This window comes from Euzebya sp., from assembly GCF_964222135.1.
Taxonomy (GTDB): Bacteria; Actinomycetota; Nitriliruptoria; order Euzebyales; family Euzebyaceae; genus Euzebya.
This window is the reverse complement of sequence record NZ_CAXQBR010000013.1, coordinates 12,837-38,291: the sequence shown is the minus strand read 5'-3', so window position 1 is coordinate 38,291 and position 25,455 is coordinate 12,837. Positions and strand designations below refer to the sequence as shown.

Genomic DNA, 25,455 nt, shown 5'->3' with positions numbered 1-25,455 from the left:
GCGCTGCATGGACGTGCTCGGCACCCGCATCGATCCCCGCAGCGACGCGTACCGCGAGAACGCCGACGGGATGGCGGCCCTCCTGGCCACCCTCGACGAGCTCACCGCGGAGGCCAACGCGGGCGGGGGCGATCGGTACGTCGAGCGCCACCGCCGCCGCGGTCGCCTCCTCCCCCGGGAGCGCATCGAGCTCCTCGTCGACCGCGACTCCGCCCTGCTCGAGCTGTCGGTCCTCACCGCCAACGGCACCGAGTACGCCGTCGGCGGGTCCGGCGTGTCCGCCATCGGCGTCGTCAACGGGGTCGAGTGCGCGATCAGCGCATCAGACCCCACCGTCAAGGGCGGCGCGGTCAACCCCTACGGGCTCCGCAAGTCCCTCCGACTCATGGAGATCGCTCGGGAGAACCGCCTGCCCCTGATCAACCTGACCGAGTCCGCCGGCGCGGACCTGCCCCGCCAGGCGGAGATCTTCGTGCCGGGCGGCGAGTCGTTCAAGAACCTCACCCAGCTGTCGAAGGCCGGGATCCCCACGATCGCGCTGGTCTTCGGCCCCTCGACCGCCGGCGGGGCGTACGTGCCCGGCATGAGCGACTACTCGGTCATGGTCGAGGGCCAGGCCCGGGTGTACCTCGGCGGTCCGCCGCTCGTGAAGATGGCCACCGGGGAGGACGCCGAGGAGGAGCCCCTCGGCGGTGCCGCGATGCACTCGACGACCAGCGGCGTCAGCGACTACCTGGCGGCCGACGAGCTGGACGCGATCCGCATCGGCCGTCAGATCGTGGGGCACCTCAACTGGCGCAAGCGGGGGCCCGAGCCGCGAGGCCCCGGCGACCCGCCGGTGCACGACCCCGAGGAGCTGATCGGCATCGGCTCGACCGACGTCAAGGTCCCCTTCGACGTCACCGAGGTCATCGCCCGGGTGGTCGACGGGTCGCGGTTCGAGGCGTTCAAGCCCCGCTACGGCCCGCAACTGATCTGCGGCTGGGCGGAGATCCACGGCTACCCCGTCGGGATCCTCGGCAACAACGGGATCCTCTTCGGCCCGGAGGCGCAGAAGGGGTCGCAGTTCATCCAGCTGTGCAACCAGACCGACACCCCGCTCGTCTTCCTGCAGAACATCACCGGGTTCATGGTCGGGACCGCCTACGAGCAGGGCGGGATCATCAAGGACGGCGCCAAGCTCATCAACGCGGTCGCGAACTCCGAGGTCCCCCACCTCACGGTCATGATCGGCGCGTCCTACGGGGCGGGGAACTACGGCATGTGCGGGCGGGCGTACGATCCCCGGTTCCTCTTCACCTGGCCGAACCACCGCATCGCGGTCATGGGCCCCGCGCAGCTGGCGGGGGTGATGCGGATCGTCATGGAGCAGCGCATGGCCGCCCAGGGCCAGGAGGTCGATCCCGCGGTCGCCGACCAGATGACCCAGGCGTTCCAGGACGAGATCGAGTCGCAGTCCACCGCCCTGTACGCGACCGCGCGGCTGTGGGACGACGGGATCATCGATCCGCGCGAGACCCGCACGGTGTTGGGGATCGCGCTGTCCGCCGCCCACTCCGCCCCCGTCGCCGGCGCCCGCGGCTACGGCGTGTTCCGCCACTGACGGCCACCAGGAGCCCCCGATGATCACCCGCCTGCTGATCGCCAACCGCGGCGAGATCGCCTGCCGCATCGCCCGGACCGCACGGGCGATGGGCATCGAGGTCGTCGCCGTCCACGGCCGCCCCGACGCCGACGCCGCCCACGTCGCCGCCGCCGACGTCGCGGTGCCCCTCGACGGCACCACCGCCGCGGAGACCTACCTCGACATCGACGCGCTGCTGGCCGCCGCCCGCACCGCGGGCGCCGACGCGGTCCACCCCGGCTACGGGTTCCTCGCCGAGAACGCCGCCTTCGCCCGAGCGGTCATCGACGCCGGCCTGACCTGGGTCGGTCCCTCCCCCGAGGCGATCGCCGCGATGGGCGACAAGCTGGCCGCCAAGCGGATCATGGCCGACGCGGGGGTCCCCACCCTCCCCTCCACCACCGACCCGGCCGACGCCGCGGACATCGGCTTCCCGGTGATCGTCAAGGCCGCCGCCGGCGGGGGCGGCAAGGGCATGCGGGTGGTCACCGACCCCGCCGACCTGGACGAGGCCGTGGCCGCCGCCAGGCGGGAGGCCGCCGGGGCGTTCGGCGACGACACGGTCTTCGTCGAGCGCTACCTGGAGCGGCCGCGCCACATCGAGGTGCAGGTCCTCGCCGACACCCACGGGCGGGTCGTGCACCTCGGCGAGCGGGAGTGCTCGATCCAGCGCCGCCACCAGAAGGTCATCGAGGAGGCGCCCTCCCCCGTCGTGGACGCCGCCGCCCGCGAGCGGTTGGGCCGTGCGGCCGTGGCCGCCGCGGAGGCCATCGGCTACGTCGGCGCCGGGACGGTGGAGTTCGTGGCCGTCGAGGCCGCCGACGGGCTCGAGTTCTCGTTCCTCGAGGTCAACACCCGCCTGCAGGTCGAGCACCCGGTCACCGAGGCGGTGTGGCGCGTCGGCGACGACCCCGCGCCGCTCGACCTGGTCCGGCTGCAGCTCCTCGTGGCCGACGGCGCGCCGCTGCCGTTCGACCAGGCCGACCTGCACCTCGACGGGTGGGCGGTCGAGGCGCGGCTGTACGCCGAGGACCCGGCGGCGGGGTTCCTGCCGGCGACCGGCACCGTCGAGCTGCTCGCACCGGCGAACCTGCCGAGCACCCGCTGGGACAGCGGCGTCCGCACCGGCGACGTCATCAGCCCGCACTTCGACCCGATGATCGCGAAGGTCATCGCGCACGGGCCCACCCGGACCGAGGCGGTGCGGCTGGCCGCCACCGAGCTGGCGCGCACCCGCCTGCACGGGGTCACGACCAACCGCGACGCGCTGGTCGCGGTGCTGCGCCACCCCGCCTTCGTCGCCGGCGACCTGCACACGGGCTTCCTCGACGCCCACCTGACCCCGGAGGCGCTGGCACCCGCCCCCTCCCCCGAGGCCGTGACCGCGCACGTCGCCGCGGCGGCGCTGGCGGGCCTGCACCGCCGCCGCCGCGCCGCCCGCGTCCCGCGCCACGTCCCCGCGGGGGGGCGCCACAACCCGGCCGACCCCCAGCGCACCGCGTGCCGCCACCGCGGATCCGAGATCGCCGCCACCCACCGCCCGACGGGTGGGGAGGGGTGGGCGGTCGCCGTCGACGACGTCACCCACCCCGTGGTCCTGCACGGCATCGCCGGGGACGACGCCGTGGTGGTCGAGCTGACCGTCGACGGCCGTCGGCTGCGCTGCGCCGTCGACCGGGTGGACGGCGGTCCGGGCGAGGAGGCGATCTGGCTGGTCGACTCACCCCTCGGCGCGACGCGGCTGGTCGAGGTGCCCCGCTTCCCCACCGCCGTCGCCGCGGCCGTCGAGGGCGGCCTGGTCGCGCCCATGCCCGGCGCGGTGATCGCCGTGCACGTCGGGGAGGGCGACGAGGTCGTCGAGGGCCAGCCGCTCGTGGTGCTCGAGGCGATGAAGATGGAGCACCGCATCACCGCACCCGAGCCTGGGACGGTCGCCGAGGTCGGCGTGGCGGTCGGCGACCAGGTCGAGGCCGGCGCGGTCCTGGTCGTGATCGAGGCCGGCTAGCCGGTCAGCGGACGCGCTGGCCGGCGGCGGCGTCGAGCGCGGCCCGCAGGCGCTCGCCGATGACCGCCCAGTCCCAGGTCGCCTCGACGTGCGCGCGGGCGTCCCGGCCCATGTGGCGTGCGCGCTCCCGATCGCCGAGGATGGCCACGACCGCCTCGAGGACGTCACGGTCGTCGGTGCCGTCCACCACCGCACCGGTCCTGCCGTCGAGGACGGTCTCCGGCGCCCCGCCGCTGTCACCGACGACGACCGGCACGCCGCACGCCTGCGCCTCGAGGAACACGAGGCCGAGCCCCTCGACGTCCATGCCGCCGAGGCGGGTGCGGCACGGCATCGCGAACACGTCGCCGGTCCGGTAGTGGGCGGGCAGCTCGTCCCAGGCCACCTCGCCGGCCAGCGTCACGGCGTCACCCAGGTCGCGCTCGCGGACCGCGGCGGCCAGCTCGTCGCCCAGCGGGCCTGTGCCGACGACCAGCAGGTGCGCGTCGGGCACCCGCCGGCGGACCTCCGGCCAGATCCGGACCAGCACGTCCTGGCCCTTGCGCCGCACCAGCCGGCTGATGCAGACGACGACCGGCGTGTCGGCGTCCAGTCCGTAGCGCGCCCGGGCATCGGGTCCGTCGGGGGTGAACACCGCGGTGTCGACCCCGCCCGGCAGCCGGTGGACGTCCGTGAGCCGGTCGACGACGGGGGCGAGCTGGGCGGCGGTGTAGTCGCTGAGCAGCGTCATCGCCGTGCACCCGCGCGCCAGCCGCCGGATCAGCGGCGCGAACCCGTAGCGGACCATGCCGGCTTCGCGGCCGTGGCTGATGCCGAGGGTGGGCACGTCCAGGCGAGCCGCGAGCTCCGCCAGGGGCCAGGCCGACCCGAAGACCACCACGTCGGCGCGGTGCGCGGTGACCGCCCGGCGGACGGTCCGCAGCAGGCCGGGGGTGGGCAGGAGCGGCCGGCGGTGGACGCGGTCGATCCCGTGCGCCGCCCGGGCGTCGTGGGCCGCGTCCCCCTCCCACGGCGAGGCCAGCACGTGGACGGTCTCGGGCGGCAGCGTCCCGACGAGGTGGGACACCATCTGCTCGATCCCGCCCGAGCGCGGCGGGAAGTCGTTGGTGACCCACAGCGTCCGGGGGACGGGCTGGTCGAGGTCGTCGGAGGTCATGGCGCCTGTCCGCTCGCGGCCCGGGCGATCCGCGAGGCGATCGGGGGGTGGGAGTGGAACAGCCCCACGGCCCAGGGGGGCGGGGCCGGGTCCGAGAGGTTACGGCGCGCCAGACCGCGCAGCATGGACCCGTAGTCGCCGGGGTCCTCGAGCAGCGCCAGGGCCGCAGCGTCCGCGGCGGCCTCCGCGCGGCGCGACGACCACCGCTCGACGGGCCCGAACACGACGGCCAGGACCACGACGAGCCCGATCGCGGTGACCGCCCCGCGGGTGCTGACCCGGCCGTCGGCGCCGGTCAGGCGCCCGGCCACCACCCGGTCCACCGCCCACGCCGTCAGCACCGCCACGGCGACGAGGGAGACCGCTGCCCGCTCCACGTCGTGGTGCAGGTCGTGACCCAGTTCGTGGGCGACGATGGCGAGGACCTCACCCTCCGGCGCTTCGTCGATCAGCGTGTCGTACAGGACGATCCGCCGGGTCGCGGCGATCCCGGAGACGTAGGCGTTCGACGCGGTCGTGCGGCGGCTCGCGTCGGCGACCAGCACGTCCGCGTCCCCTCCCCCACCGGTGCGCTCGACCAGCTCGTCGATGCCGTCGCGCAGCCCTCCCGGCTCGAGGGGTCGGAGGTCGAACAGGAGCGGCTCGAACAGCAGCGGGCTGAGCACCACGAGCACCGCCCCGACGACGCCGCCCGCCACACCGGCGATCGGCACCCAGGCGGTCGGCCACCGCTCCCGCACCCAGGCGGCTCCGGCGACCGCGAGCGCGACGCCGATCCAGTAGGGCACCGACTCGACCAGCCAGTCACGCGCCCAGCCGGCGAGCTCCTGGGTGGAGAGGCCGACGTCGACGGCCCGTCGCCAGGCCCACAGCCGCAGCGGCACCCGGACGAGGTCCGTGGCGGCCCACAGCGCCGCGGCAGCCAGGCCGACGCGGAGCAGTCGCAGCCGTCCCGCGACGACCCCGGCACCGCGACGGCGGGCCACCCACCACACGACCGCGATGGCCGTGCCGGCGCGGAGCAGGGCGGCGGCCACGGCGACCCACCGCAGCGGCGTCCGGTGGTCGAGCGCCGCCTGCAGCGCTGCCGGGTCGAGGAACGTCGACGGGTCGACCGGGGCGACCGGGGGTGCGGTCGCGCGGGTCACCTCCACCGCGACCAGCACGGCCAGGGCCACACCCGCGGCGACCGCGGCGACCGGCGGAGGCCGCGTCACGCCCGTCGGCTGGCCGGCGGGGTCGGTGGCTCCCACCTGAGGGGCGGGCGCGCGGGCGGTGGCGTCGGGGCTGCCCGCGGCGGCGGGGGTGGGTCATCCTCGGGTTGGCCGTGGTGCAGCCGGCCCGGCGAGGGGTGGGTGACCGGCGTCGTCCAGCCGAGCTCGAGCGCGAGGTCGTCCCGCGGCGTCACCCGTCCGGTCCCGATGTCGTAGCGCCACGTGGCCCGACGGGTGCCGTCCCCGTCGGCGTAGCGCAGCGTGACCGTCCAGTACGGCCGCCCCTCGGGTCGGGCGGCGGTCCACTGCACCGACTCGTCGTCGGCGTCGACGTCGCGCTCGAGGAGGTTCGTCCGCACGGCGTCGCCGATCAGGTCGTCGGACATGCCGAACCCGGGCCGCTCCTGGCGGCCGCCCCGGACCGACGTGATCACCTTGCGCTGCTCCGCGGCGATCGGCTGGTTCCAGCGGAGCACCCAGTCGAGGGACACGCCGGCCTGGTCGGCGACGGTCTCCGGCGGTTTGCCGGCGCGGAGCATCCGCTGGATCTCCGACGGCGTCAGGCGGGAGCGCTCGGAGTCGGCGACCGGCGGAGGCGCCGGCGGGGGGGCCGCCGCCACCCGGCCGAGCGCGACCAGCGCCGCCGCGACCGAGGGCGCGTCAGGTGCCGGTCCCCGCCCGTCACCGCCGTCCAGCACGCCGTCGAGCAGCGCGCGCCGGTCGTCGTCGCCGGTCGTCTCGAGCAGCTCGACGAGCGTGGCGACCAGCCCGCTCGACACCGGCACCCTGAAGCGCTCCCCGGTGTCGGGTCGGGCCAGCACCAGCGCAGAGAGGTCCGCGGTGTAGCCGACGAGCTCCAGTGGCTGCATCTCCGGCACAGGCTACCGGCGTCGCTCCGCAGCCGGTGTCGGCGGGGTCAGCGTCCGTCGTCCACGCCGGCGAGCGGCGACGGCTCGGTGGTGATCCGGTCGCTCGAGCCGCACCACCGGCATGTGATCGACTCCACGTCCTGGCGGAGCACGTCGGACTCCTCGACCTGCCCGACGCCGGACACCGAGACGTGCCAGTAGCGGTGGACCCGCTCGGTGACGACGACGTCGAACCGGGTGAGGTTGCCGCACCCCTCGCACTTCAGGCGGGTGCCGGGGGTCAAGCCGACGGGATCGGTCATGGGTTCAGCTGCTCCTGGCGATGGGTATGCACGGCGTCCCGCCCGCTCACGAGACCCATCGAAGGTAGCCGCGTGCGCACCGACGTCATGTGGTTCCGGCGCGACCTGCGCCTGGCCGACAACCCGGCGCTCACCGCCGCCGCGACCGCCGAGCACCTGGTCTGCGCGTTCGTCCTCGACGAGCGGATCCTCCGGTCGCCGCGGATGTCGGCGGCCCGGGTGACCTACCTGCGCCAGGCCCTCGTCGACCTCGACGACCGGCTGGCCGCCGCCGGGAACCGGCTCGTCGTGCTCGAGGGGGACCCCGCGACGACCCTGGTGGACCTCGCCCGCGCCGTCGGCGCCGCGGCGGTCCACGCCACGACCGACCACACCCCCTTCGCCACGGCCCGCGACGAGGCGGTCCGGACCGCCCTCGAGGCCGTCGAGGTGCCGCTCGAGTCGCACGACGGGACGGCCATCGTGCGGCCGGCGACGGTCCTGACGGGATCCGGCTCGCCCTACCAGGTGTTCACGCCGTTCCACCGGGCGTGGAAGGACGCCCGCCACGACGATCCGCTGCCAGTCCCGGCCCTGCCACCGGCTCCCGACGGCGTCCCGGACGGGGTCGACGCCACCGACCACCCGCTCCTGGCGGCCGACCCCCTGGACGAGCCCTGGCCCGACGGCGGCGAGGGCCCCGCCCGCGATCGGCTCGACGCGTGGCTGGCCGACGGGGTCGACGACTACGACGACCAGCGCGACGTCCTGGCCGCGAACGGCACGAGCCGCCTGTCCGCGGACCTCCACCTCGGCTGCCTCTCCGCCCGCGAGGCCTGGAGCCGGCTGGACCGCCGCCGCACCGGGCAGTCCACCTTCGCGACCGAGCTCGCGTGGCGAGACTTCTACCTCCACGTCATGGCCGCGTGGCCGGAGGCCGCGCGCACGGCGTTCCGCCCGGAGTACCGGGACCTGCCGTGGCACGACGACCCCGAGGGCCTGCAAGCGTGGACGGAGGGCCAGACCGGCTACCCCGTCGTCGACGCCGCGATGCGCCAACTGCGCCGGATGGGCTGGATGCACAACCGGGCGCGCATGATCGTCGCGTCGTTCCTGTGCAAGGACCTGCTCATCGACTGGCGGGAGGGTGAGGCGCACTTCCTCGCCCACCTCGTCGACGGCGACATCGCGAACAACAACGGCGGCTGGCAGTGGGCCGCCGGCACGGGCACCGACGCCCAGCCGTTCTTCCGGATCTTCAACCCGGTGAGCCAGGGACGGCGGTTCGACCCCGACGGTGACTACGTCCGCACCTACGTCCCCGAGCTCCGCGACGTCCCCGCGCCGGCGATCCACAGCCCGTGGACGCTGTCGAAGGACGACCAGGACCGCTACGGCGTCGTGATCGGCCAGGACTACCCCGCGCCGATCGTCGACCACGCCGAGGCCCGGGACCGCGCGCTGGCCTGGTACGAGTCGAACCGCCGCTGAGCGGTGCGGACGCTCAGCGGCGGAGCCAGCCGCTGGCCTCCACCGACGGCTGCTGGGAGCGGCGGAGGAGCTCCGCCGGCGTGGTCGTGCCGTCCGCGGAGGCGAAGGAGAGCTGGGCGGGGAGCGACGCCGGCGACCCGTCGGGCAGGGCGACCGGGTCGGCCAGGGACTCCTCCAGGCGGGCGGCGAGGTGCCGGACGCTGCGGTCCACCGACAGGTCCTCGCAGACGACGACGAAGGCCGACGGGCCGACGCGGGCGATCAGGTCCGAATCGCGGGCGACGTCCTGCAGGCGATCAGCCACGGCCCGCACCGCCGCGTCGGCGACGTCGTCGCCGCGCGACGCGTCGAGGTCGGCGACCCCCTCGAGGTCCACGAAGATCACGCCGATCCGGGTGCCGCGCCGGTCGGCGCGGTTGAGGGACGCGGGCAGGAGCTCATCGAGGGCCAACCGGTTCAACAGCCCGGTCGCCGGGTCGTAGAGGGCGCGGTGCACGAGGGCCGGCTCCGCCCGCTTGCGGGCGACCGCCCCCCTGATCGTGCGGCGCACGGCGACCGGGTCCAGGTGTCCCCGGACCAGGTGGCCGTCCGCCCCGGCGGCCAGGGCCGCCACGGTCGCCGCGTCGTCCGCCGGATCACCGACCACGACGACGGCGAGCCGGGCGTCGGCGCGGTGCACGGCCTCGACCAGGTCGGCGGGGGACGCGTCGATCGCGTCGAGGTCGACGACGACGCAGTCGTGCCGCTGCTGGGCGACCGCGGCGAGCGCCGCTGGGAGGTCGCCGACCGGCGCGACGGTGATGCCGTCGTCGTCGCCGGTGAGCTGCGCGGCGTGGCGGGCGTCGATCCCGACGGCGAGCACGCTGGTGGGTGGTCGGGTCACGGCTGACCACCGCCCTGGACGCGGCTGCGCGGGAACCGCATGGCGATCCGGAGCCCCCCGTCGGCGGTGGTCGACAGCCAGGTCGAGCCGTCGTGCTCGATGACCGTCGACGCGACCGCCCGGAGCCCGTGGCCGTGGCCGCCGGTGGGCTGCAGCGCGTCCGGGTCGAGCGGCGCCCCCCGGGCGACGAGGTCGGCGTCGACGCGGGTGCCGTTGTCCTCCACCACGACGTCCCACGAGCCGTCCTCGTGGGACTCCCCCACGATCCGGATGCGCAGCGGGCGGACGTCGACGTGGTGGATGGCGTTCGCGATCAGGTTGGTGAAGACCCGGCGGAGGGTCGCGCGGTGCCCCACCACGGTGGGGAGGTGCAGCACGGTGACGTCGGCGTCGGCCTGCTCGAGCTCGTTGGTCAGGAGCTCGACGGCCCAGCGGGCGGTGGCGGTCAGGTCCACCGGCACGTCACCGCTGACCGACTCGGCGTCGACCAACAGGTCGCTGGTCATCGTCGTCAGCCGCCGGGTGGCGGCGGTGATCCGGTCGGCGAACGCGGCGACGCGGGACTCCGGCGCGCCCCTGCCCTGCTCCTCGACCTTGATCAGCTCGGCGAACCCGCGGATGGTCGCGAGCGGGGTGCGGATGTCGTGGGCCACGGCGCGCGCGTACTGGCTGAGCCGCAGTTGGGCGCGGGTCAGCGCGATCGCGTGCTCGTGGCGCTCGCGGGCGTAGCGCAGCGAGCGGTCGAGGGCCGCCGCATCGACGTCGTCCTTCGACAGGAAGTCCTGCGCGCCGTGGCGCAGGGCGTCGGCGCCGAAGTCGGTCTCGCGGTGCCCGGTCAGGACCACGACCGGCACGTTGTGGGCCTCCCGGAGGCGGCGCAGCCCCTCGAGCCGGTCGGTGTCGGGCAGCCCGAGGTCGAGCAGCACCGCGTGGACCTCGGTGTGCCCGAGGATCGCGAGCCCCGCGGACAACGTCGTCGCGTGCAGCACCACCCACCCGTCCACCAGTGCGAGGTGGCTGTGGATCAGGACCGCGTCGCTCGGCGAGTCCTCGATCAGCAGCACCGTCGAGGCCGGGGTGGTGGCCGTCATCGACGGGAGTCTAGTCGGCGCCGGCGGTGCCCCCGGCCACGGGCAGGCGGGGGAAGGAGAGGTCCGGGGAGGGTGCCGTCGTCGCCAGGTCGGCGAGGAACCGGCGACCGTCTGCCGCCGCCCGATCGACGTCGATGCCGTGCCGGGCGGGTCCGAACGGCTCGAGGGCGTCGATGCCGCGCTGCAGCAGCGTCGTGGCGCCCGCGGCGTTCCCCCGCTGGGTGTGGGTGTAGCCGACGGCGAGCTGGGCCAGCCCCTTGAAGAACGGGCGGTCGGCGTCCTCGGTGACCGGCCCCTTCCAGGCCCACTCGAAGAACTCGTGGGCCTCGAAGAACCGCTCGGCGTCGAAGAGCTCCCGGGCGGTCCGGACGGCCTGGTCGACGCTGGTGCAGACCACCTCCGGATCGACGCGGTCGGGCATCTCGTCGACGGCGTCCCGGGGCAGCGGTGCTCCGAAGCGGTCGCGGGGCCGGGCGTTCTCGGGGCGGCCCTCTGCGTTGCGGTCGCGGTCGTGGATCGTGACGTCGGCATCCATGGTGTGGACATACCTACCCGTCCGCGCACGACGACGACCACTTGTCCGGGCGAACGCCCGTTCGGTATCGTCGAACGCGTGTTCCAGCCGACGCTCTCCGACCTGGGTCAGCCCCTGGCCGACACCACGTTCGTCGTCGTCGACCTCGAGACGACCGGCGGGTCGCCCGAACGCGACCGCATCACCGAGATCGGCGCGGTGAAGATCCTCGGCGGCGAGCTGCAGGGCGAGCTCGCGTCGCTCGTCGACCCGGGCCGTGCGGTCCCGACCGAGATCACCGTGCTGACGGGCATCAGCGACCGCATGGTGGAGGGTCGACCGCCGGTCTCCGCCGTCCTGCCGTCGTTCCTCGAGTTCGCGCGAGGCGCGGCGCTGGTCGCCCACAACGCCCGCTTCGACGTCGGCTTCCTCAACGCCGAGCTGTCCCGACTGGGCTACCCGCGCTTGGACCACCCCGTGGTCTGCACCGCCCAGCTCGCCCGGCGGCTGGTCGACGACGAGGTCCGCAACCGCCGGCTCGGCACCCTGGCCCGCCACTTCCGCTCCGGCACCGTCCCGGTCCACCGGGCCCTGGCGGACGCCCGCGCCACCGTCGACGTGTTCCACGGCCTGCTCGAGCGCGCCGGCACGTTCGGCGTCGTCACGCTCGAGGACCTGATCGCCTTCAGCCGGGTCCGGAACATGCCGGTGTTCACCTCCCGGCGCCAGATGGCGGACGACCTGCCGAGCACCCCGGGCGTGTACCGGTTCACGTCGGCGTCCGGCGAGGTGCTGTACGTCGGCAAGGCCACCGACCTCCGCGCGCGGGTGCGCCAGTACTTCGGCACCGACACCCGGCGGCGCGTCCGACAGCTGGTGGAGGAGTCCGCCCGCGTGGACCACACCACCACGCCGACCGCGGTCGAGGCGGAGATCATCGAGGCCCGCGAGATCCGCGCCGCCCGGCCCCGGTTCAACCGTCGCGGCAAGCGGGTCGCCACGCCGGTGTGGCTGGCCCTGACGACGGACGCGTACCCGCGGCTCTCGGTCGTCCGCACCGCACCTCGCGGCGACCGGGTGGCCCTCGGGCCCCTCCCCTCCCGCCAGGTCGCCGACGACATCGCCGACGCCGTCTGCGACGCGCTGCCCATCCGGCGCTGCACCACGCGGATGGCGGCGGACACGCGCTTCGGCGCCTGCGCGCTCGCGGAGATGGGGCGTTGCCTCGCTCCCTGCGTCGGCGGCGTCGACCCCGACGGCTACGCGGTGACCGCCGACGCGGTGGCGGCGGTCCTCGGCGGCGACGTGACCCCGGCGCTCGAGGCGCTGCGACGCCGCATGGCCGCGCGGGCGGCCGATGGCCGCTTCGAGGAGGCCGCGCAGGCCCGCGACCGCCTCGACGTGCTCACGGGCTGGGTGACGCGCAGCCGGCGGGACCTCGCGCTGCGGACGGCGGGGACCGTCGCGGCGTCGCGCCCGGTCGTCGGGGGGCGGCGGGAGGTGCTGGTCCAGCGGGCCGGCTGGCTCCTCGGCACCGCGGTCACCGACCCCGGCGACGTCGGGGCCGCGGTGGCGGACCTGGCAGCGCGCCCGTCACCGGAGGGCACCGCCCCGCCGGACGAGCTCGCGATCCTCCAGCGCTGGCTGGCGGGGGCCGCGGTGCGGGTCGAGCAGGCCGACGAGGGGCTGGCCTGGCCCGTCGCCGGCGGCGCCGACCTCGAGCGCACCCGCCGGCAGCTCACGGCCGCGAAGGCGCGCACCGGACGGCCAGCTCCCCACCTGGCCGCCAAGCGGCTCGTGCGGGGGTGACGTCGCCCCATCGCACGATCGGGGCCTGCCTCGCCTCACGGCGAGGTGCGGCGCGATCCTCGCCCGGGGCCGGCGGGGCTCAGTACTCCTGGGCCGGCGCGTCGGGGTCGGACACCGAGCCGAGGACGTGCTCCATCTTCTCGGCGAAGTGGCACGCCGACGGGTGGCCGTGGCCGAACCGGTCGAGCAGGTCCGGCTCCTCCTCGGCGCACTTCTCCTCCGCCTTCCAGCAGCGGGTCCGGAAGTTGCAGCCGCTGGGCGGGTTGGCGGGGTTGGGCACGTCGCCCTGCAGGACGATCCGCTCGCGCTTCTCGCTGACGTTCGGGTCCGGCACCGGGACGGCGCTGAGGAGCGCCTGGGTGTAGGGGTGCGTCGGCTCCTCGTAGATCTGGAACTCGTCGCCGATCTCGACGATCTTGCCGAGGTACATCACCGCGACGCGGTCGCAGATGTGGCGGACCACCGACAGGTCGTGGGCGATGAAGATGTAGGACAGGCCGAACTCGTCCTGGATGTCCTCGAGCAGGTTGACGACCTGGGCCTGGACCGACACGTCGAGGGCGCTGACCGGCTCGTCGAGGATGATCACGTCCGGGTTCAGCGCGAGGGCCCGCGCGACGCCGATGCGCTGGCGCTGCCCGCCGGAGAACTGGTGCGGGTACCGGTTCTCGTAGTCGGGGTTCAGCCCGACGCGGTCGAGCAGCTCGCGGACCTTCTTCCGCTTGCCCTTGGTGTCCTTCGCCCCCTCCACCTTGTGGATCTCGTAGGCCTCGCCGACGATGTCGCCGACGGTCATGCGGGGGTTCAGGGACGCGTAGGGGTCCTGGAAGATGATCTGCATGCGGCGGCGGAGGCGGCGCAGCTCGGTCTTCGACAGCTCGAAGATGTTCTGGTCCTCGAACCAGGCCTCGCCGGCGGTCGGTTCCTCCAGCCGCAGCAGGGTCCGGGACAGCGTCGACTTGCCGCACCCGGACTCCCCCACCAGGCCGAGGGTCTCACCGCGCCGCAGCTCGAAGTTGACCCCGTCGACGGCGCGGACGTGGCCGATGGTCTTCTTGAAGACGATGCCCTGGCGGATCGGGTAGTGCTTCACCACGTCGACCGCCCGGATGACGGTGTCGGTCGCCGCCGCCGGGGGCTGGGTCATCGGTTGCGCGCTCACGTCTGGTACAGCTCCTCGGCGTAGTGGCAGGCGCTGAACCGGCCGGGGGCCAGCTCGCGGAAGGCGGGCATCTCCACGTCGCAGTGGCCCTGCCGGAACATCGGGCAGCGCGGGTGGAACGGGCACGCCGGCGGGATGTGCGCGAGGTCCGGCGGCTGCCCGACGATGGGGTCGAGCCGCTGGCCGGACCGGTCCGCGCGCGGGATGGAGTTCATCAACCCGGCCGTGTACGGGTGCAGCGGCTGGGCGTACAGCTCCTTCGCCGTGGCCTTCTCGACCTCCCTGCCGGCGTACATCACCACCACCCGGTCGGCGACGTCGGCGACGACGCCGAGGTCGTGGGTGATGAGGATGAGCCCCATCTTGTAGCGCTCCTGCAGCTCGGCGAGCAGCCCCATGACCTGGGCCTGGACCGTCACGTCGAGCGCGGTCGTGGGCTCGTCGGCGATCAGCACGTCGGGGTCGAGCGCCAGGGACATGGCGATCATCACGCGCTGGCGCATGCCGCCGGAGAACTCGTGGGGGTAGGCGTCGAAGCGGTCGCGAGCCGTGGGGATGCCGACGAGGTCGAGCAGCTCGATCGTCCGCTCCCGCGCCTCCTTCTTCTTCATGCCCTGGTGGACCTTGAACATCTCCGAGATCTGCCAGCCCACCGTGTACACGGGGTTCAGGGCCGTCAGGGCGTCCTGGAAGATCATCGCGATGCGGTTGCCGCGGATGGCCCGCCGTTCCCGCTCGGGGAGGGTCAGCAGGTCCACGCCGCGGAACTTGACCGTGCCGTTGGTGACGAACCCGGGCGGGCTGTCGAGGATGCCCATCACGGCCTGCGCGCTGACGGACTTCCCCGACCCGGACTCGCCGAGGATCGCGACGGTCTCACCCGCGTTCAGCTCGTAGGACAGCTCGTTGACGGCGTTCACGACACCGCGGTCGGTGCGGAACTCGACGCTCAGCTTGTCGACGGCGAGGAGGGGCGCGGTGGGGTCGACGGGACGCCCGCCGATCTCTGACCCCTCCCACTTGCTCGCGTCGGTGAAGCGGTCGGATGTGGTGGTGCTCATGGGTCAGCGGAGCCTCGGGTCGAGTGCGTCGCGGAGCGCGTCGCCCATCAGGATGAAGCTGAAGACGGTCAGGGAGATGAAGATGCCCGGGAACAGCAGCAGGTGCGGGGCCTGCAGCAGGCGGCTCTGGGCTTCGGACACCATCAGCCCCCAGGAGATCGCCGGCAGCTGCAGCCCGACGCCGAGGAACGACAGGGTCGCCTCCGCCGAGATGATCACGCCGATGAAGATCGTCGCGTAGACGATCACCGGGGCGAGGGAGTTCGGGAGGATGTGCCGGGTGATGATGCGGATGTCGCCTGAGCCGAGCGCCCGGGCGGCGAGGACGTACTCGCGCTCCTTCTCGCTGATCACCTGGGACCTGACGATGCGCATCATCGTCGGCCAGCCGAACGCGATCAGCACCCCGGCGACCTCGGGGATCCCGCGGTTCGGGAGGATGTTGAGGAACGCGATGCCCGCGAGCGTCACCGGGATCGCGAAGAAGATGTCGGTGATGCGCGACGTCACCGCGTCGAAGCCCTTGCCGAGGTACCCGGCGAGGGACCCGAGGGCCAGCGCGATCACGATCGCGCCGACGGTCACCGACACGCCGATCGCGATCGAGTTCCGCGCGCCGTAGATGATGCGGGTGACCTGGTCGCGGCCCTGGACGTCGAAGCCGAAGGGGTGCTCGGAGCTGGGCGACTCGGCGCTGCGGCCGAGCTCGGCGTACTCGGGGTCCTGCCAGCACGCCTCGCCGGTGGTCCGGCTGGTGCCGGCGCAGTCCTCGCCGCCGATCCAGAAGGTGAACGCCTGGGGGATGATCGCCATCAGGACGAAGATGGCGATCAGGATCGCCGAGGCGATGAAGATCGGGTCGCGGCGCAGCTGGCGCCACGCATCGCCCCACAGGCTGGAGCGGTCGCCCACCTCCGTCGCCTCGGGCAGCGGCTGGGCGGTGATCGCCTCGCCCGGCTTGGTGGGGTGCTGGTCGATGAGCGCGCTCGCGTGCTCGGCGTCGCCGGCCTGGGTCGTGGGGCCCGCGCCCTCGGAGTCCTCTCGACGGGTCTCACTCATAGCGGATCCTCGGGTCCAGGTAGGCGTAGGCGATGTCGACCAGGAGGTTCGCGACCACGTAGATGATCACCAGCGCGGTGATGATGCCGACCACGACGGTGCCCTCCTGCTGGATCACGCCGTCGTAGGCCGTCCGCCCGATGCCCGGGAAGTTGAAGATGGTCTCGGTCACGATGGCGCCGCCGAGCAGCGTCCCGAAGTCGATGCCGAGGTACGTCACGACCGGGATCAGGCTGTTCCGCAACGTGTGGCGGATCGTCACCCGACCGTTCGGCAACCCCTTGGCGCGGGCCGTCCGCACGAAGTCGGCGCGCTTGTTCTCGATCAGCTGGGTCCGCGTCAACCGGGCGACGTAGGCCAGGCTGAGGGAGCCGAGGACGATCGCGGGCAGCAGGTAGGTGAACCACCCGTCGGCCGGTGAGTACGAGATCGGGAACCAGCCGAGCTGCACGCCCAGCACGAGTTGGGCGACGTAGCCGATCACGAAGATCGGGATCGAGATCACCGTGATCGTCGACACCCGCACGAGGTTGTCGATGAAGGACCCCTTGCGGAGCCCGGCGAGCACCCCCGCGATGATGCCGAGGACGATCTCGAAGAGGAACGCCCCCACCGCCAGGCGGAGGGTCAGGGGGAACGCCTGGGCCATGATGTCGCTGACCGGCCGACCTCGGAAGTTCGTCCCGAAGTTCCCCTGCAGGATCCCGTTGTAGCTCTCGGTGTCGTCGTCCTGCATGAACCCCATGTACTTCGCGTACTGGACGAAGAAGGGGTCGTCGAGGTCGTACTGGTCCCGCAGTTCAGCCTGGACGTTCTCCGGGAGCGGCCGCTCCCCCGCGAGCGCCCGGATCGGGTCGCCCGGGATCAGGAACACCAGCGTGAAGATCAGGAGCGTGGCCCCGAAGAAGACCGGGATGAACTGCAGCAGGCGCCGGATGATGTATCGCCCCACGGATCACCTCCTCGTGATCGGTACCGCGACAGCGGGGTGGGGTCCCAGACTAAGGGACCCCACCCCGGTCGTGGAGCGATGTGCTAGCTGGAGACGCTCACGTCAGCCAGACCGATGTGCGTGAACGCATCGATGGTGACGTTGTCGACGTTCTCCGAGTGCGCGCCCTGCACGAGGCCGAACCACATCGGGATGATGGGCATGTCCTCGATGATGAGGTCCTCGGCCTGGTTCCAGAGCTCGATGGCCTCCTCGGTGGACTCAGCGGCCAGACCCTCCTGGATCAGGCTGTCGACCTCGGGGTTCGAGTAGCCGGTGTTGTTGGAGGAACCGCCGGTCCCGTGGATCGGGGCCAGGTAGTTGACGGGCAGCGGGAAGTCCATGACCCAGCCGAGGCGGAACGGACCGGTGATCTCCTGGTTGTCCAGGCGACCCAGGTAGTCCGCGAACTGCAGGGACTCGAACTGGATGTCCTCGATGCCGAGGTTCTGGCGCAGCTGGTTCGCCACCGCCTCCATCCACTCCTCGTGGCCGGCGCCGGAGTTGAACCACAGCGTCAGGGTGCCGTCGTAGCCGCCGGCCTCCTCGAACAGCTGGGCCGCGGCCTCCGGGTCGTAGGTGCAGGCCTCGGCGCAGGCGCCCTCGCGGTAGCCGTCGACCACGGGGGTGACCATGGCGTCGGCCGGGGTGAAGGTGTCGTTGAAGATCGCCGAGATGATCGCCGGGCGGTCGATCGCCATCGAGAAGGCCTTGCGCAGGTCCGGGTTCTCGAACGCCGGGTCGTAGGTCGGGAAGCCGATGTAGGTGAACGACGAGGACGGGCGCTCGATGAAGCGGTCACCGAACTGGTCCGCGACCGAGCCGAGCTGCTCCGGCGGGACGGAGTCCATGATGTCGAGGTTGCCGGCCAGCAGGTCGTTGTAGGCCGTGTTGATCTCGGCGTAGATCTGGAACTCCACGCCACCGTTCTGGGCCGGCTCGCCGCCGTAGTCCTCGAAGCGGGTGGTGCTGATCGCGACGTCGTGCTCCCACGGGCCGTTCAGCATGTACGGGCCGTTGCCGATGGGCTGCTCGTTGAAGGACTCGGGGTCCTCGAGGAGCGACGGGTGGGCCGGGTAGAAGGCGGTGTAGCCGAGGACGGTCGGGAAGCCGGAGAACGGCGCGCCGAGGGTGACCTCGAGGGTCGTGTCGTCGACCACGTTCAGGCCGCTCATCTCCTCAGCCGCGGGCTCGGAGACGATGTTGCCCTCGTCGTCGGTCTCGCCCTGCAGGTCCTCGAAGCCCTCGATGTTGAGGACGTCGGGGCCGAAGAAGTAGCTGTTGCCCTGGGCGTTGGTGGACAGGGCGCCGAAGTTCCAGGCGTCCGCGAAGGACTGCGCGGTGACGGGCTCGCCGTCGTGGAAGGTCCAGCCCTCCTTCAGCGTGATCGTCCAGACCTGGTTGTCGTCGGAGGTGATGTCCGCGGCCATCGCGCGGGGGGAGTCCTCACCCCACTGGGCCTCGTTGGTCTCGGAGTCGTAGGTCACCAGCGGCGAGTAGATCGCGTGGAGGACCTCGGAGCCGCAGGTCTCGTTGGTGTTCTGCGGGATCAGGGACTCGGGCTCGCAGATGTAGACGCTGAGGGTGCCCTCGCCACCGCCGGTCGAGGCGGCCTCTTCCTCGGTGCCCTCCGGCGCGGCCTCCTCCTCGTCGGTGGGCTCGTCGGCGGCCTCCTCGTCCTCGGCGGCGCCCGCGTCCTCCTCGGTCGCGTCGACCTCCGTGTCGTCACCCTCCTCCCCACCTGAGCACGCTGCGGCGAAGAGCATCAGCGCGGCCATGAGGGCCAGCAGCTGGAGCAGACGTCTGTTCATTCCGTGTTCTCTCCCTTGAGTTCGACGGGTCCTGCGGGCTGGGAAGGCCCCCTCCTACAGCGATCGTTGGTGTAGAAGTACGGGGAAGACTAGCGCCGGATGGCTATGAGGTGAATCCTTTGTGCGCACACCGCGCGGTCGCAGGGGGTGATCGCCTGGTTGCGGACGGACCATCTGTCCACGGCACGGGGGGATATGGTGCCGGTGTGATCACCTCCATCGTCCTGCTGCACGTCGATGTGGCGCGGATCCCCGAAACCGCGACCACGTTGGCCAACATCGACCGTGTGACGGAGGTCTACTCCGTGACCGGTGACTGGGAGCTCGTCGCCATGGTCCGCGTCCGGACCCACGACGAGATCGCCGACGTCGTCACCAACGAGATCGCGAAGGTCGAGGGCGTGACCGGCACCCACACGATGATCGCCTTCCGCGCCTACGCGTCGGAGGACCTCGAGCGGCTGTGGGGGGTGGGCTTCGAGGACGCGGAGGGGTTGTAGGGGCGGCGGGGCGGCGGGGCGGCGGCGCCGGGGGGCGGCGGGCGGCGGCGGGCGGCGGCGAAGTTCGGCGCGATCGGGGTCTTCTTCGCCTGACGGCGAAGTTCGGCGCGATCCTGGAAGCAGGGCGGCGCCGGGCGTCGGCGAGGTTGGGCGCGATCGGGGCCTCCTTCGCCTGACGGCGAAGTTCGGCGCGATCGTTGGGCGGACGCGCCGGGACGTCCGCTGTGGATAACTGAACCGTCTCCGTCGGCGCGTGCGGTGTGCTGTGCGCCATGCACCACCTGCACGGCGTCGTCACCGCCCTCGAGCTCCATCGCAACGGCATCACGAAGGACGTGCTGCCGAACCGCCCTGAGTACGAGGGCGTGGGCAAGGGGACCTACGCCCTACCCGGAGCCCGGCGCGACTTCTGGTTCCAGTCCGCGGTCGCGCTCACCATCGCAGGTGACGATGCGATGCTGACCGGTGAGGCAGCCCTGTACGCGCTCGGGGTCCTGCCCAGGCCCCCTGGTCACATCGAGGTGGCTGTCCCGGAGGGCAAGGGGAGCCGCAAGGAGCGGGACTTCGAGGTGCGTCGATCGAGCCACATGCCCGAGCACGCCGTGGTGCGACACCGGATCCGGTGCGTCCCCGTCGACTACGCCCTCTGCGACTACAGCTACAAGAACCCCGACGGCGCGGTGGCCCACGCAATCAGCCGCGCCCTGGCCGGCCGGCTCACGACCCTCGCGGCGATCACGGCCACAGCGGATGAGCGGGGCAAGTTCCCCGGGTCTGCGCGCCTGCGCCGGGTCCTGGCGGACTTCGGCGGCAACGCCTCGCACTCGAAGCGAGAACGCAACCTCCGGCGTGCGCTCCGACAGCTGGACGTCCCCATCCACCCCGAGCCGTACCCCATCCGCGACCGGACCGGGCGCATCATCGCCCAGGCGGACATCGCGATCCTCGAGGTCAAGTTGGACGTCGAGGTGGACGGTCCCCACCACCTCGATCCCGACCAGCAGGCCAAGGACCGCAGGCGTGACCGCGCCGTCAAGCCCGAGGAGTGGTCGACGGTGCGCTACCTCATCTACGACATCGACGAGGACGTCCAGGCCGTCGCCCGGGAGATCGCGGACATGTACCACGCGATGCTGGCGGCGCTGCGACGCAAGGGGGCGTGACCCCGTTCCCAGGATCGCGCCGAACTTCGCCGTCAGGCGAAGGAGGCCCCGATCGCGCCCAACCTCGGCGTCACCCGGCGCCCGCCGCCCCGGACCGCAGCCAGGATCGCGCCGAACTGCGCCGTCAGGCGAAGGAGGCCCCGATCGCGCCCAACCTCGGCGCCACCCGTCACCCGTCGCCCTTCGCCCCGGACCGCAGCGACGACCTCAGCCCAGCGACTTGCTCAGCGCGACCCAGTCGTCGCGGACCGCCAGCGCCCGGCCGGAGTCGAGGGACTCCGCCGCCGCCGCGAGCGCCTCGTCCCAGCCATCGGCCACGTCCGCCGCCCGGAGCGCCGCCGCCGCGCCCAGCACGACGATGTCCCGCGGTGGGCCCTCGACCCCTCGCAGCACGTCCTCGGCGATGCGCATGTTCTCCTCGAGCCCGCCGCCGCGCAGCGAGTCCACCGTCGCGCTGGCCACCCCGTGCGCGGCCGGGTCGAACTCGCTGCGGCGCACCTCGCCGTCACGGACCTCCCAGACCGTCGACGGTCCGGTGGTGGTCAGCTCGTCCAGCCCGTCGGATCCGTGGAAGACCAGCGCGTGGCGGGTGCCGAGGCGGGCCAGGACGTCGGCCATCTTCTCGGCCACCGCCAGGTCGGACACGCCGATCGTCTGGTGCTGCGCCCCGGCCGGGTTGGTCAGCGGCCCGAGGAAGTTGAAGACCGTCGGCACGCCGAGCTCCCGCCGGGCCGGGATCACGTGACGCATGGACGGGTGGTAGCGCGGCGCGAAGCAGAACCCGATCCCGACCTCGGTGATGCAGCGCGCCACCGCGTCCGGCGGCAGGTCGATGACGACCCCCCACCCCTCGAGCAGGTCCGCCGACCCGCACCGCCCGCTCGCGGCCCGGTTGCCGTGCTTGGCCACCGACGCACCCGCGCCCGCGGCCACGAGCGCCGCGACGGTCGAGACGTTGAACGTCCCCGCCCGGTCCCCTCCCGTCCCGCAGGTGTCGACCACGGGCCCGCCGACCTCGACCGGCAGCGCGAAGCGGCGCATGGAGCGCACGAGCCCGGCGATCTCCTCCGCCGTCTCGCCCTTCATCCGCAGGGCCATCAGCAGCCCCGCCACCTGCGCCGTGGTCGCGTCCCCCCGCATGATGAGGGCCATGACCGACGAGGTGGTCGCGTCGTCGAGGTCCTCTCCGCGCAGCAGCGTCGCGAGGACCTCCGGCAGGTGGACCTCCACCGCCTAGTCGCCCATCGGGGTGACGCCGAGCCCCGGTTCGGCCTCCGACCCCGTCCGCCCGGCGGGCAACTCGGCCGCGCCGCCCTCGTCGGGGCGTCCAGCGGCGCCGGTCCGTGCCGCGACCGCGGCCGAGGGACCGGGGTCGAGCAGGCTCGGCTTGGGCTCGCCGCCGATGCCGGGCAGCGCCGGGACGGGCTCGCCCGCGACGACGGCCTCGAGCGCCTCTCGCAGGTCGAACGGGTCGGCCGGCTTCAGCACGTAGGCGTCCGCCTGGGCCCAGTTCGCGAGCCAGGAGTCCTGCGGCCGGGCGATCAGCAGGACGACCGGCGGCATCTCGCGTCCCATCTGCCAGCGGGCCTTGACCTCGCGGCACAGGAACAGCCCGCCGGCAGGGTGGGTGTCGTTGTCCGCGACGACGACGTCGTAGGCCTCCCCCTCGTCGAGCAGCGCCAAGGCGCGCTTGGGCATGGAGACGTGGAACACCGACGAGTCGTCCCACCCCTCCACCGCGGTCGTGACCTGGGCGGCGACGGACGAGTGGTCGGCGACGAGGAGGATCTTCATGGGGGCCCGATCATGCCACGGCGTACCGCGTCCCGAGCACCGCCGGTCAGCTCACCTGCCAGGTCTCGTTGCCCGCCAGCAGGGTGGCGAGGTCACCGGCGCCGCGCCGCTCCACGGCGGCGTCGACCTGGGCCTGGACCTGCTCGTCGTAGACCGGGCGCTCGACCTGGCGGAAGACGCCGATCGGCGTCGGCGCCTTCGGCGAGTGCGCGATGCGGCTGAGCATGAACGCGAAGGAGGGGTCCTCGCGGTGCGCGTCGTGGACGAGGATGTTCTCCTCCCCCACGTCGGCGACGTCGACGATCTCCGGACGGGCGTGCGGCGACATCGCGATCCCCCGCTCGAGGTCGGGGCCGAAGCGGATCGGCTGGCCGTGCTCGAGGCGGATCTGGTTGGCCTCCGGGTCGTCCTTCAGCGCGTCGAACGCCCCGTCGTTGAAGATGTTGCAGTTCTGGTAGACCTCGATGAACGAGGTGCCCCGGTGGGCGGCCGCCGCCTCGATCATGTCGCGCAGGTGGTCGCGCTCGGTGTCGATGGAGCGGGCCACGAACGACGCCTCGGCCCCCAGCGCGACCGACACGGGGTTGAAGGGGTGGTCGAGGGACCCGAACGGGGTGGACTTGGTGATCTTCCCGGTCTCCGACGTCGGGGAGTACTGGCCCTTGGTCAGCCCGTAGATCTGGTTGTTGAAGAGGATGATCGTCATGTCCACGTTGCGGCGCAGGGCGTGGATCAGGTGGTTGCCGCCGATCGACAGCCCGTCGCCGTCGCCGGTGATGACGAAGACCTTCAGCTGCGGGTTGGCCACCGCGACGCCCGTCGCGATCGCCGGCGCGCGCCCGTGGATGGAGTGGAAGCCGTAGGTGTTCATGTAGTACGGGAACCGGCTGGAGCAGCCGATCCCGGACACGAACACGATGTCCTCGCGACGGGCGCCGAGGTCCGGCATGGTCGCCTGGACGTTGGCGAGGATCGAGTAGTCCCCGCAGCCCGGGCACCACCGCACCTCCTGGTCGGAGGTGAAGTCCTTCTTCTTGTACTGGGGGAGCTCTGCAGTCGTCATCGTCCCGACACCTCGTCGACGTGGGCGGTCAGCTCGTCAGCCAGCTCCTGGGTGGTGAACGGCAGGCCGCGCACGCGGTTGTAGCCGCGCGCGTCGACCAGGAACCGGTCGCGCAGCAGCACCGACAGCTGGCCGGTGTTCATCTCGGGGACGACCACCCGCTGGTAGCGCCCCATCACCTCCGCGGTGTTGGCGGGGAACGGGTTGAGGTGGCGGAAGTGCACCCGCGCGACCTTCCCGCCCGCCGCGCGGACCTTCCGGACCGCCTGGCGGATCGGCCCGTAGGTCGACCCCCACCCGGCCACCAGCACGTCGGCGTCGGCGTCGCCATCGACGGCGAGCTCCGGTATGTCCGTCGCGATCCCGTCCACCTTCTGCTTGCGCAGCATCGTCATGTGGTGGTGGTTGTCGGGGTCGTAGGAGATGTTGCCGGTCCCGTCGGCCTTCTCGAGCCCGCCGATGCGGTGCTCGAGGCCCGGCGTGCCGGGGATCGCCCACGGCCTGGCCAAGGTGGCCGGGTCGCGGAGGAACGGCATGAACTCACCGTCGGCGTTCGGCCCGGTGGCGAAGGCGACCAGGTCGCGGAGGTCGGGGAGGGACTCGACGTCGGGGACCCGCCAGGGCTCGGCCCCGTTGGCCAGGTAGCCGTCGGACAGCAGGATCACCGGCGTGCGGTACTTGAGGGCGATGCGCGCCGCTTCGATCGCCGCGAAGAAGCAGTCGCCGGGGGTGGCGGCGGCGACGATCGGGACCGAGGAGTCCCCGTTGCGGCCGTACATGGCCTGCAGCAGGTCGGACTGCTCGGTCTTCGTCGGCAGCCCCGTCGACGGACCGCCGCGCTGGATGTTGATGACGATGAGCGGCAGCTCGACGGAGAGGGCCAGCCCGATCGCCTCGGTCTTCAGCGCGATGCCCGGACCGGACGTCACCGTCGCCGCGAGCGACCCGGCGAACGCCGCGCCGAGGGACGCGCCGATGCCGGCGATCTCGTCCTCGGCCTGCACCGTCTTGACGCCGAAGTGCTTGTGCCGGCTGAGCTCGTGCAGCACGTCAGACGCCGGGGTGATCGGGTACCCGCCCAGGAAGAACGGCAGCCCGGCCTGGTGCCCGGCGGCGACCAGGCCGTACGCCAGCGCGGTGTTGCCGGTGATCTGGCGGTACGTCCCCGGCGGCAGCTTGGCCGGCGGGATCTCGTAGCGGTGGCTGAAGATCTCGGTCGTCTCGCCGAACGCCCAACCGGCCCGGAACGCCGCGATGTTCGCCTCGGCGACGTCCGGGGACTTCGCGAACTTGGCGCGGAGCCAGTCCTCGGTGCCCTTCGTCGGCCGGCTGAACATGAAGCTCATCAGGCCGAGGGCGAACATGTTCTTCGAGCGCTGCTTCTCCTTCGAGGCGAGGTCGAAGTCCTCCAGCGCGCCAACGGTCATCGTCGTGATGGGCACCTGGAAGACGCGGTAGCCCTCGAGGGAGCCGTCCTCGAGCGGGTTCTCGTCGTAGTCCGCCTTCTTCAGGTTCCCGCGGGTGAACGCGTCGGTGTTGACGATGAGCGTGCCGCCGCGGACCAGGTCGTCGAGGTTGGTCTTCAGCGCGGCCGGGTTCATCGCCACCAGCACGTCCGGGGCGTCGCCCGGCGTCAGGATGTCGTGGTCGGCGAAGTGCAGCTGGAACCCCGACACGCCGGGCAGCGACCCGGCGGGGGCCCGGATCTCCGCGGGGAAGTCCGGCAGCGTCGCGAGGTCGTTGTACGCCTCCGCCGTGGCCGACGTGAACCGCGAGCCGGTCAGCTGCATGCCGTCGCCGGAGTCGCCCGCGAACCGGATGGTGACCGTGTCGAGCCGCTCGACGGTCTTCCCGCCGGACTGGTGCGGGACGGTCGTGGTGGTGTCTGACACCGTTGTGGCCCTCCTGGGGCGG

Annotated in this window: 22 protein-coding genes; 6 read left to right on the top strand and 16 right to left on the bottom strand. The window is 72.8% G+C overall.

Annotated features, from left to right (window positions below):
- The first annotated feature begins 7 nt into the window (after positions 1-7).
- Positions 8-1,603, top strand: coding sequence for an acyl-CoA carboxylase subunit beta (locus tag ACEQ2X_RS03740; protein ID WP_370324433.1), 1,596 nt, complete (start codon positions 8-10; stop codon positions 1,601-1,603).
- A 19-nt stretch (positions 1,604-1,622) separates the two neighbouring features.
- Positions 1,623-3,629 carry a biotin carboxylase N-terminal domain-containing protein gene (locus ACEQ2X_RS03735; RefSeq protein ID WP_370324432.1) on the top strand — a complete coding sequence of 669 codons (2,007 nt, stop codon included), beginning with the start codon at positions 1,623-1,625 and terminating at the stop codon, positions 3,627-3,629.
- A gap of 4 nt (positions 3,630-3,633) precedes the next feature.
- On the opposite strand, the gene ACEQ2X_RS03730 is transcribed toward ACEQ2X_RS03735, so the two are convergent.
- Genes ACEQ2X_RS03730 through ACEQ2X_RS03715 form a run of 4 tightly spaced genes read right to left on the bottom strand, consistent with a single transcriptional unit; the run spans position 3,634 to position 7,170 of the window.
- The gene (locus ACEQ2X_RS03730) at positions 3,634-4,785 is read right to left on the bottom strand and encodes a glycosyltransferase family 4 protein (RefSeq protein ID WP_370324431.1); all 1,152 of its coding nucleotides are present in this window, start codon (positions 4,783-4,785) and stop codon (positions 3,634-3,636) included.
- Positions 4,782-6,002, bottom strand: coding sequence for a M48 family metalloprotease (locus ACEQ2X_RS03725; RefSeq protein WP_370324430.1), 1,221 nt, complete (start codon positions 6,000-6,002; stop codon positions 4,782-4,784). Before ACEQ2X_RS03725 ends, ACEQ2X_RS03730 begins: the two co-directional genes overlap by 4 nt.
- Entirely contained in the window at positions 5,999-6,868 is an 870-nt protein-coding gene (gene sepH, locus ACEQ2X_RS03720) for a septation protein SepH (RefSeq protein WP_370324429.1), read from the bottom strand. The genes ACEQ2X_RS03725 and sepH overlap by 4 nt, the downstream gene beginning before the upstream one ends.
- Positions 6,869-6,915: 47 nt before the next feature.
- Complete coding sequence (locus tag ACEQ2X_RS03715) at positions 6,916-7,170, bottom strand: hypothetical protein (protein WP_370324428.1); 255 nt, start codon at positions 7,168-7,170, stop codon at positions 6,916-6,918.
- 72 nt (positions 7,171-7,242) lie between these two features.
- Between ACEQ2X_RS03715 and ACEQ2X_RS03710 the strand changes: the two genes are divergently transcribed.
- Positions 7,243-8,640, top strand: coding sequence for a deoxyribodipyrimidine photo-lyase (locus ACEQ2X_RS03710; protein ID WP_370324427.1), 1,398 nt, complete (start codon positions 7,243-7,245; stop codon positions 8,638-8,640).
- A 13-nt stretch (positions 8,641-8,653) separates the two neighbouring features.
- Here ACEQ2X_RS03710 and ACEQ2X_RS03705 read toward each other — a convergent pair whose 3' ends face one another.
- The 3 genes from ACEQ2X_RS03705 to ACEQ2X_RS03695 are packed head-to-tail and all read right to left on the bottom strand — an operon-like array spanning position 8,654 to position 11,149.
- Positions 8,654-9,523 (bottom strand): diguanylate cyclase domain-containing protein, encoded by an 870-nt coding sequence (locus ACEQ2X_RS03705; RefSeq protein ID WP_370324426.1) that lies wholly within the window; start codon positions 9,521-9,523, stop codon positions 8,654-8,656.
- Positions 9,520-10,614: a response regulator gene (locus tag ACEQ2X_RS03700; protein WP_370324425.1), complete on the bottom strand. Its 1,095-nt coding sequence runs from the start codon at positions 10,612-10,614 to the stop codon at positions 9,520-9,522. The genes ACEQ2X_RS03705 and ACEQ2X_RS03700 overlap by 4 nt, the downstream gene beginning before the upstream one ends.
- A gap of 10 nt (positions 10,615-10,624) precedes the next feature.
- Complete coding sequence (locus ACEQ2X_RS03695; RefSeq protein ID WP_370324424.1) at positions 10,625-11,149, bottom strand: DUF309 domain-containing protein; 525 nt, start codon at positions 11,147-11,149, stop codon at positions 10,625-10,627.
- A gap of 78 nt (positions 11,150-11,227) precedes the next feature.
- Here ACEQ2X_RS03695 and ACEQ2X_RS03690 point away from each other — a divergent pair, with 78 nt between their 5' ends.
- A complete protein-coding gene (locus ACEQ2X_RS03690; protein ID WP_370324423.1) occupies positions 11,228-12,937 on the top strand; it encodes a DEDD exonuclease domain-containing protein in 1,710 nt (569 codons plus the stop codon).
- Positions 12,938-13,016: 79 nt separating this feature from the next.
- Here ACEQ2X_RS03690 and ACEQ2X_RS03685 read toward each other — a convergent pair whose 3' ends face one another.
- The 5 genes from ACEQ2X_RS03685 to ACEQ2X_RS03665 all read right to left on the bottom strand — a co-directional run bounded on the left by ACEQ2X_RS03685 (position 13,017) and on the right by ACEQ2X_RS03665 (position 19,021).
- Entirely contained in the window at positions 13,017-14,084 is a 1,068-nt protein-coding gene (locus tag ACEQ2X_RS03685; protein ID WP_370324463.1) for an ABC transporter ATP-binding protein, read from the bottom strand.
- A gap of 11 nt (positions 14,085-14,095) precedes the next feature.
- Positions 14,096-15,160, bottom strand: a complete 1,065-nt coding sequence (locus ACEQ2X_RS03680; RefSeq protein ID WP_370324422.1) for an ABC transporter ATP-binding protein — start codon at positions 15,158-15,160, stop codon at positions 14,096-14,098.
- Between the two features lie 3 nt (positions 15,161-15,163).
- The gene (locus ACEQ2X_RS03675) at positions 15,164-16,219 is read right to left on the bottom strand and encodes an ABC transporter permease (RefSeq protein ID WP_370324421.1); all 1,056 of its coding nucleotides are present in this window, start codon (positions 16,217-16,219) and stop codon (positions 15,164-15,166) included.
- A complete protein-coding gene (locus ACEQ2X_RS03670) occupies positions 16,212-17,171 on the bottom strand; it encodes an ABC transporter permease (protein WP_370324420.1) in 960 nt (319 codons plus the stop codon). Before ACEQ2X_RS03670 ends, ACEQ2X_RS03675 begins: the two co-directional genes overlap by 8 nt.
- 83 nt (positions 17,172-17,254) lie before the next feature.
- Positions 17,255-19,021: an ABC transporter substrate-binding protein gene (locus ACEQ2X_RS03665; protein WP_370324419.1), complete on the bottom strand. Its 1,767-nt coding sequence runs from the start codon at positions 19,019-19,021 to the stop codon at positions 17,255-17,257.
- A 206-nt stretch (positions 19,022-19,227) separates the two neighbouring features.
- Here ACEQ2X_RS03665 and ACEQ2X_RS03660 point away from each other — a divergent pair, with 206 nt between their 5' ends.
- Together ACEQ2X_RS03660 and ACEQ2X_RS03655 are read left to right on the top strand one after the other, a co-directional pair.
- Positions 19,228-19,521 carry an Lrp/AsnC family transcriptional regulator gene (locus ACEQ2X_RS03660; protein WP_370324418.1) on the top strand — a complete coding sequence of 98 codons (294 nt, stop codon included), beginning with the start codon at positions 19,228-19,230 and terminating at the stop codon, positions 19,519-19,521.
- A 272-nt stretch (positions 19,522-19,793) separates the two neighbouring features.
- Positions 19,794-20,684 carry an endonuclease domain-containing protein gene (locus tag ACEQ2X_RS03655; RefSeq protein ID WP_370324417.1) on the top strand — a complete coding sequence of 297 codons (891 nt, stop codon included), beginning with the start codon at positions 19,794-19,796 and terminating at the stop codon, positions 20,682-20,684.
- 207 nt (positions 20,685-20,891) lie between these two features.
- Here ACEQ2X_RS03655 and trpD read toward each other — a convergent pair whose 3' ends face one another.
- The 4 genes from trpD to ACEQ2X_RS03635 are packed head-to-tail and all read right to left on the bottom strand — an operon-like array spanning position 20,892 to position 25,433.
- Positions 20,892-21,914 (bottom strand): anthranilate phosphoribosyltransferase, encoded by a 1,023-nt coding sequence (gene trpD / locus ACEQ2X_RS03650; RefSeq protein ID WP_370324416.1) that lies wholly within the window; start codon positions 21,912-21,914, stop codon positions 20,892-20,894.
- 3 nt (positions 21,915-21,917) lie between these two features.
- Positions 21,918-22,478, bottom strand: coding sequence for a response regulator (locus tag ACEQ2X_RS03645; RefSeq protein WP_370324415.1), 561 nt, complete (start codon positions 22,476-22,478; stop codon positions 21,918-21,920).
- A 46-nt stretch (positions 22,479-22,524) separates the two neighbouring features.
- Entirely contained in the window at positions 22,525-23,541 is a 1,017-nt protein-coding gene (locus tag ACEQ2X_RS03640) for a 2-oxoacid:ferredoxin oxidoreductase subunit beta (RefSeq protein ID WP_370324414.1), read from the bottom strand.
- Positions 23,538-25,433 (bottom strand): 2-oxoacid:acceptor oxidoreductase subunit alpha, encoded by a 1,896-nt coding sequence (locus ACEQ2X_RS03635; protein ID WP_370324413.1) that lies wholly within the window; start codon positions 25,431-25,433, stop codon positions 23,538-23,540. Before ACEQ2X_RS03635 ends, ACEQ2X_RS03640 begins: the two co-directional genes overlap by 4 nt.
- Between the last annotated feature and the right edge of the window lie 22 nt (positions 25,434-25,455).

Excerpts from the sequence above, each read along its gene's own strand:
- ACEQ2X_RS03740 (WP_370324433.1), top strand. The coding sequence starts at position 8 with ATGGACGTGCTCGGCACCCGCATCGATCCCCGCAGCGACGCGTACCGC.
- ACEQ2X_RS03735 (WP_370324432.1), top strand. The coding sequence starts at position 1,623 with ATGATCACCCGCCTGCTGATCGCCAACCGCGGCGAGATCGCCTGCCGC.
- ACEQ2X_RS03730 (WP_370324431.1), bottom strand. The coding sequence starts at position 4,785 with ATGACCTCCGACGACCTCGACCAGCCCGTCCCCCGGACGCTGTGGGTC.
- sepH (WP_370324429.1), bottom strand. The coding sequence starts at position 6,868 with ATGCAGCCACTGGAGCTCGTCGGCTACACCGCGGACCTCTCTGCGCTG.
- ACEQ2X_RS03715 (WP_370324428.1), bottom strand. The coding sequence starts at position 7,170 with ATGACCGATCCCGTCGGCTTGACCCCCGGCACCCGCCTGAAGTGCGAG.
- ACEQ2X_RS03700 (WP_370324425.1), bottom strand. The coding sequence starts at position 10,614 with ATGACGGCCACCACCCCGGCCTCGACGGTGCTGCTGATCGAGGACTCG.
- ACEQ2X_RS03695 (WP_370324424.1), bottom strand. The coding sequence starts at position 11,149 with ATGGATGCCGACGTCACGATCCACGACCGCGACCGCAACGCAGAGGGC.
- ACEQ2X_RS03685 (WP_370324463.1), bottom strand. The coding sequence starts at position 14,084 with ATGACCCAGCCCCCGGCGGCGGCGACCGACACCGTCATCCGGGCGGTC.
- ACEQ2X_RS03680 (WP_370324422.1), bottom strand. The coding sequence starts at position 15,160 with ATGAGCACCACCACATCCGACCGCTTCACCGACGCGAGCAAGTGGGAG.
- ACEQ2X_RS03675 (WP_370324421.1), bottom strand. The coding sequence starts at position 16,219 with ATGAGTGAGACCCGTCGAGAGGACTCCGAGGGCGCGGGCCCCACGACC.
- ACEQ2X_RS03665 (WP_370324419.1), bottom strand. The coding sequence starts at position 19,021 with ATGAACAGACGTCTGCTCCAGCTGCTGGCCCTCATGGCCGCGCTGATG.
- ACEQ2X_RS03655 (WP_370324417.1), top strand. The coding sequence starts at position 19,794 with ATGCACCACCTGCACGGCGTCGTCACCGCCCTCGAGCTCCATCGCAAC.
- ACEQ2X_RS03645 (WP_370324415.1), bottom strand. The coding sequence starts at position 22,478 with ATGAAGATCCTCCTCGTCGCCGACCACTCGTCCGTCGCCGCCCAGGTC.
- ACEQ2X_RS03640 (WP_370324414.1), bottom strand. The coding sequence starts at position 23,541 with ATGACGACTGCAGAGCTCCCCCAGTACAAGAAGAAGGACTTCACCTCC.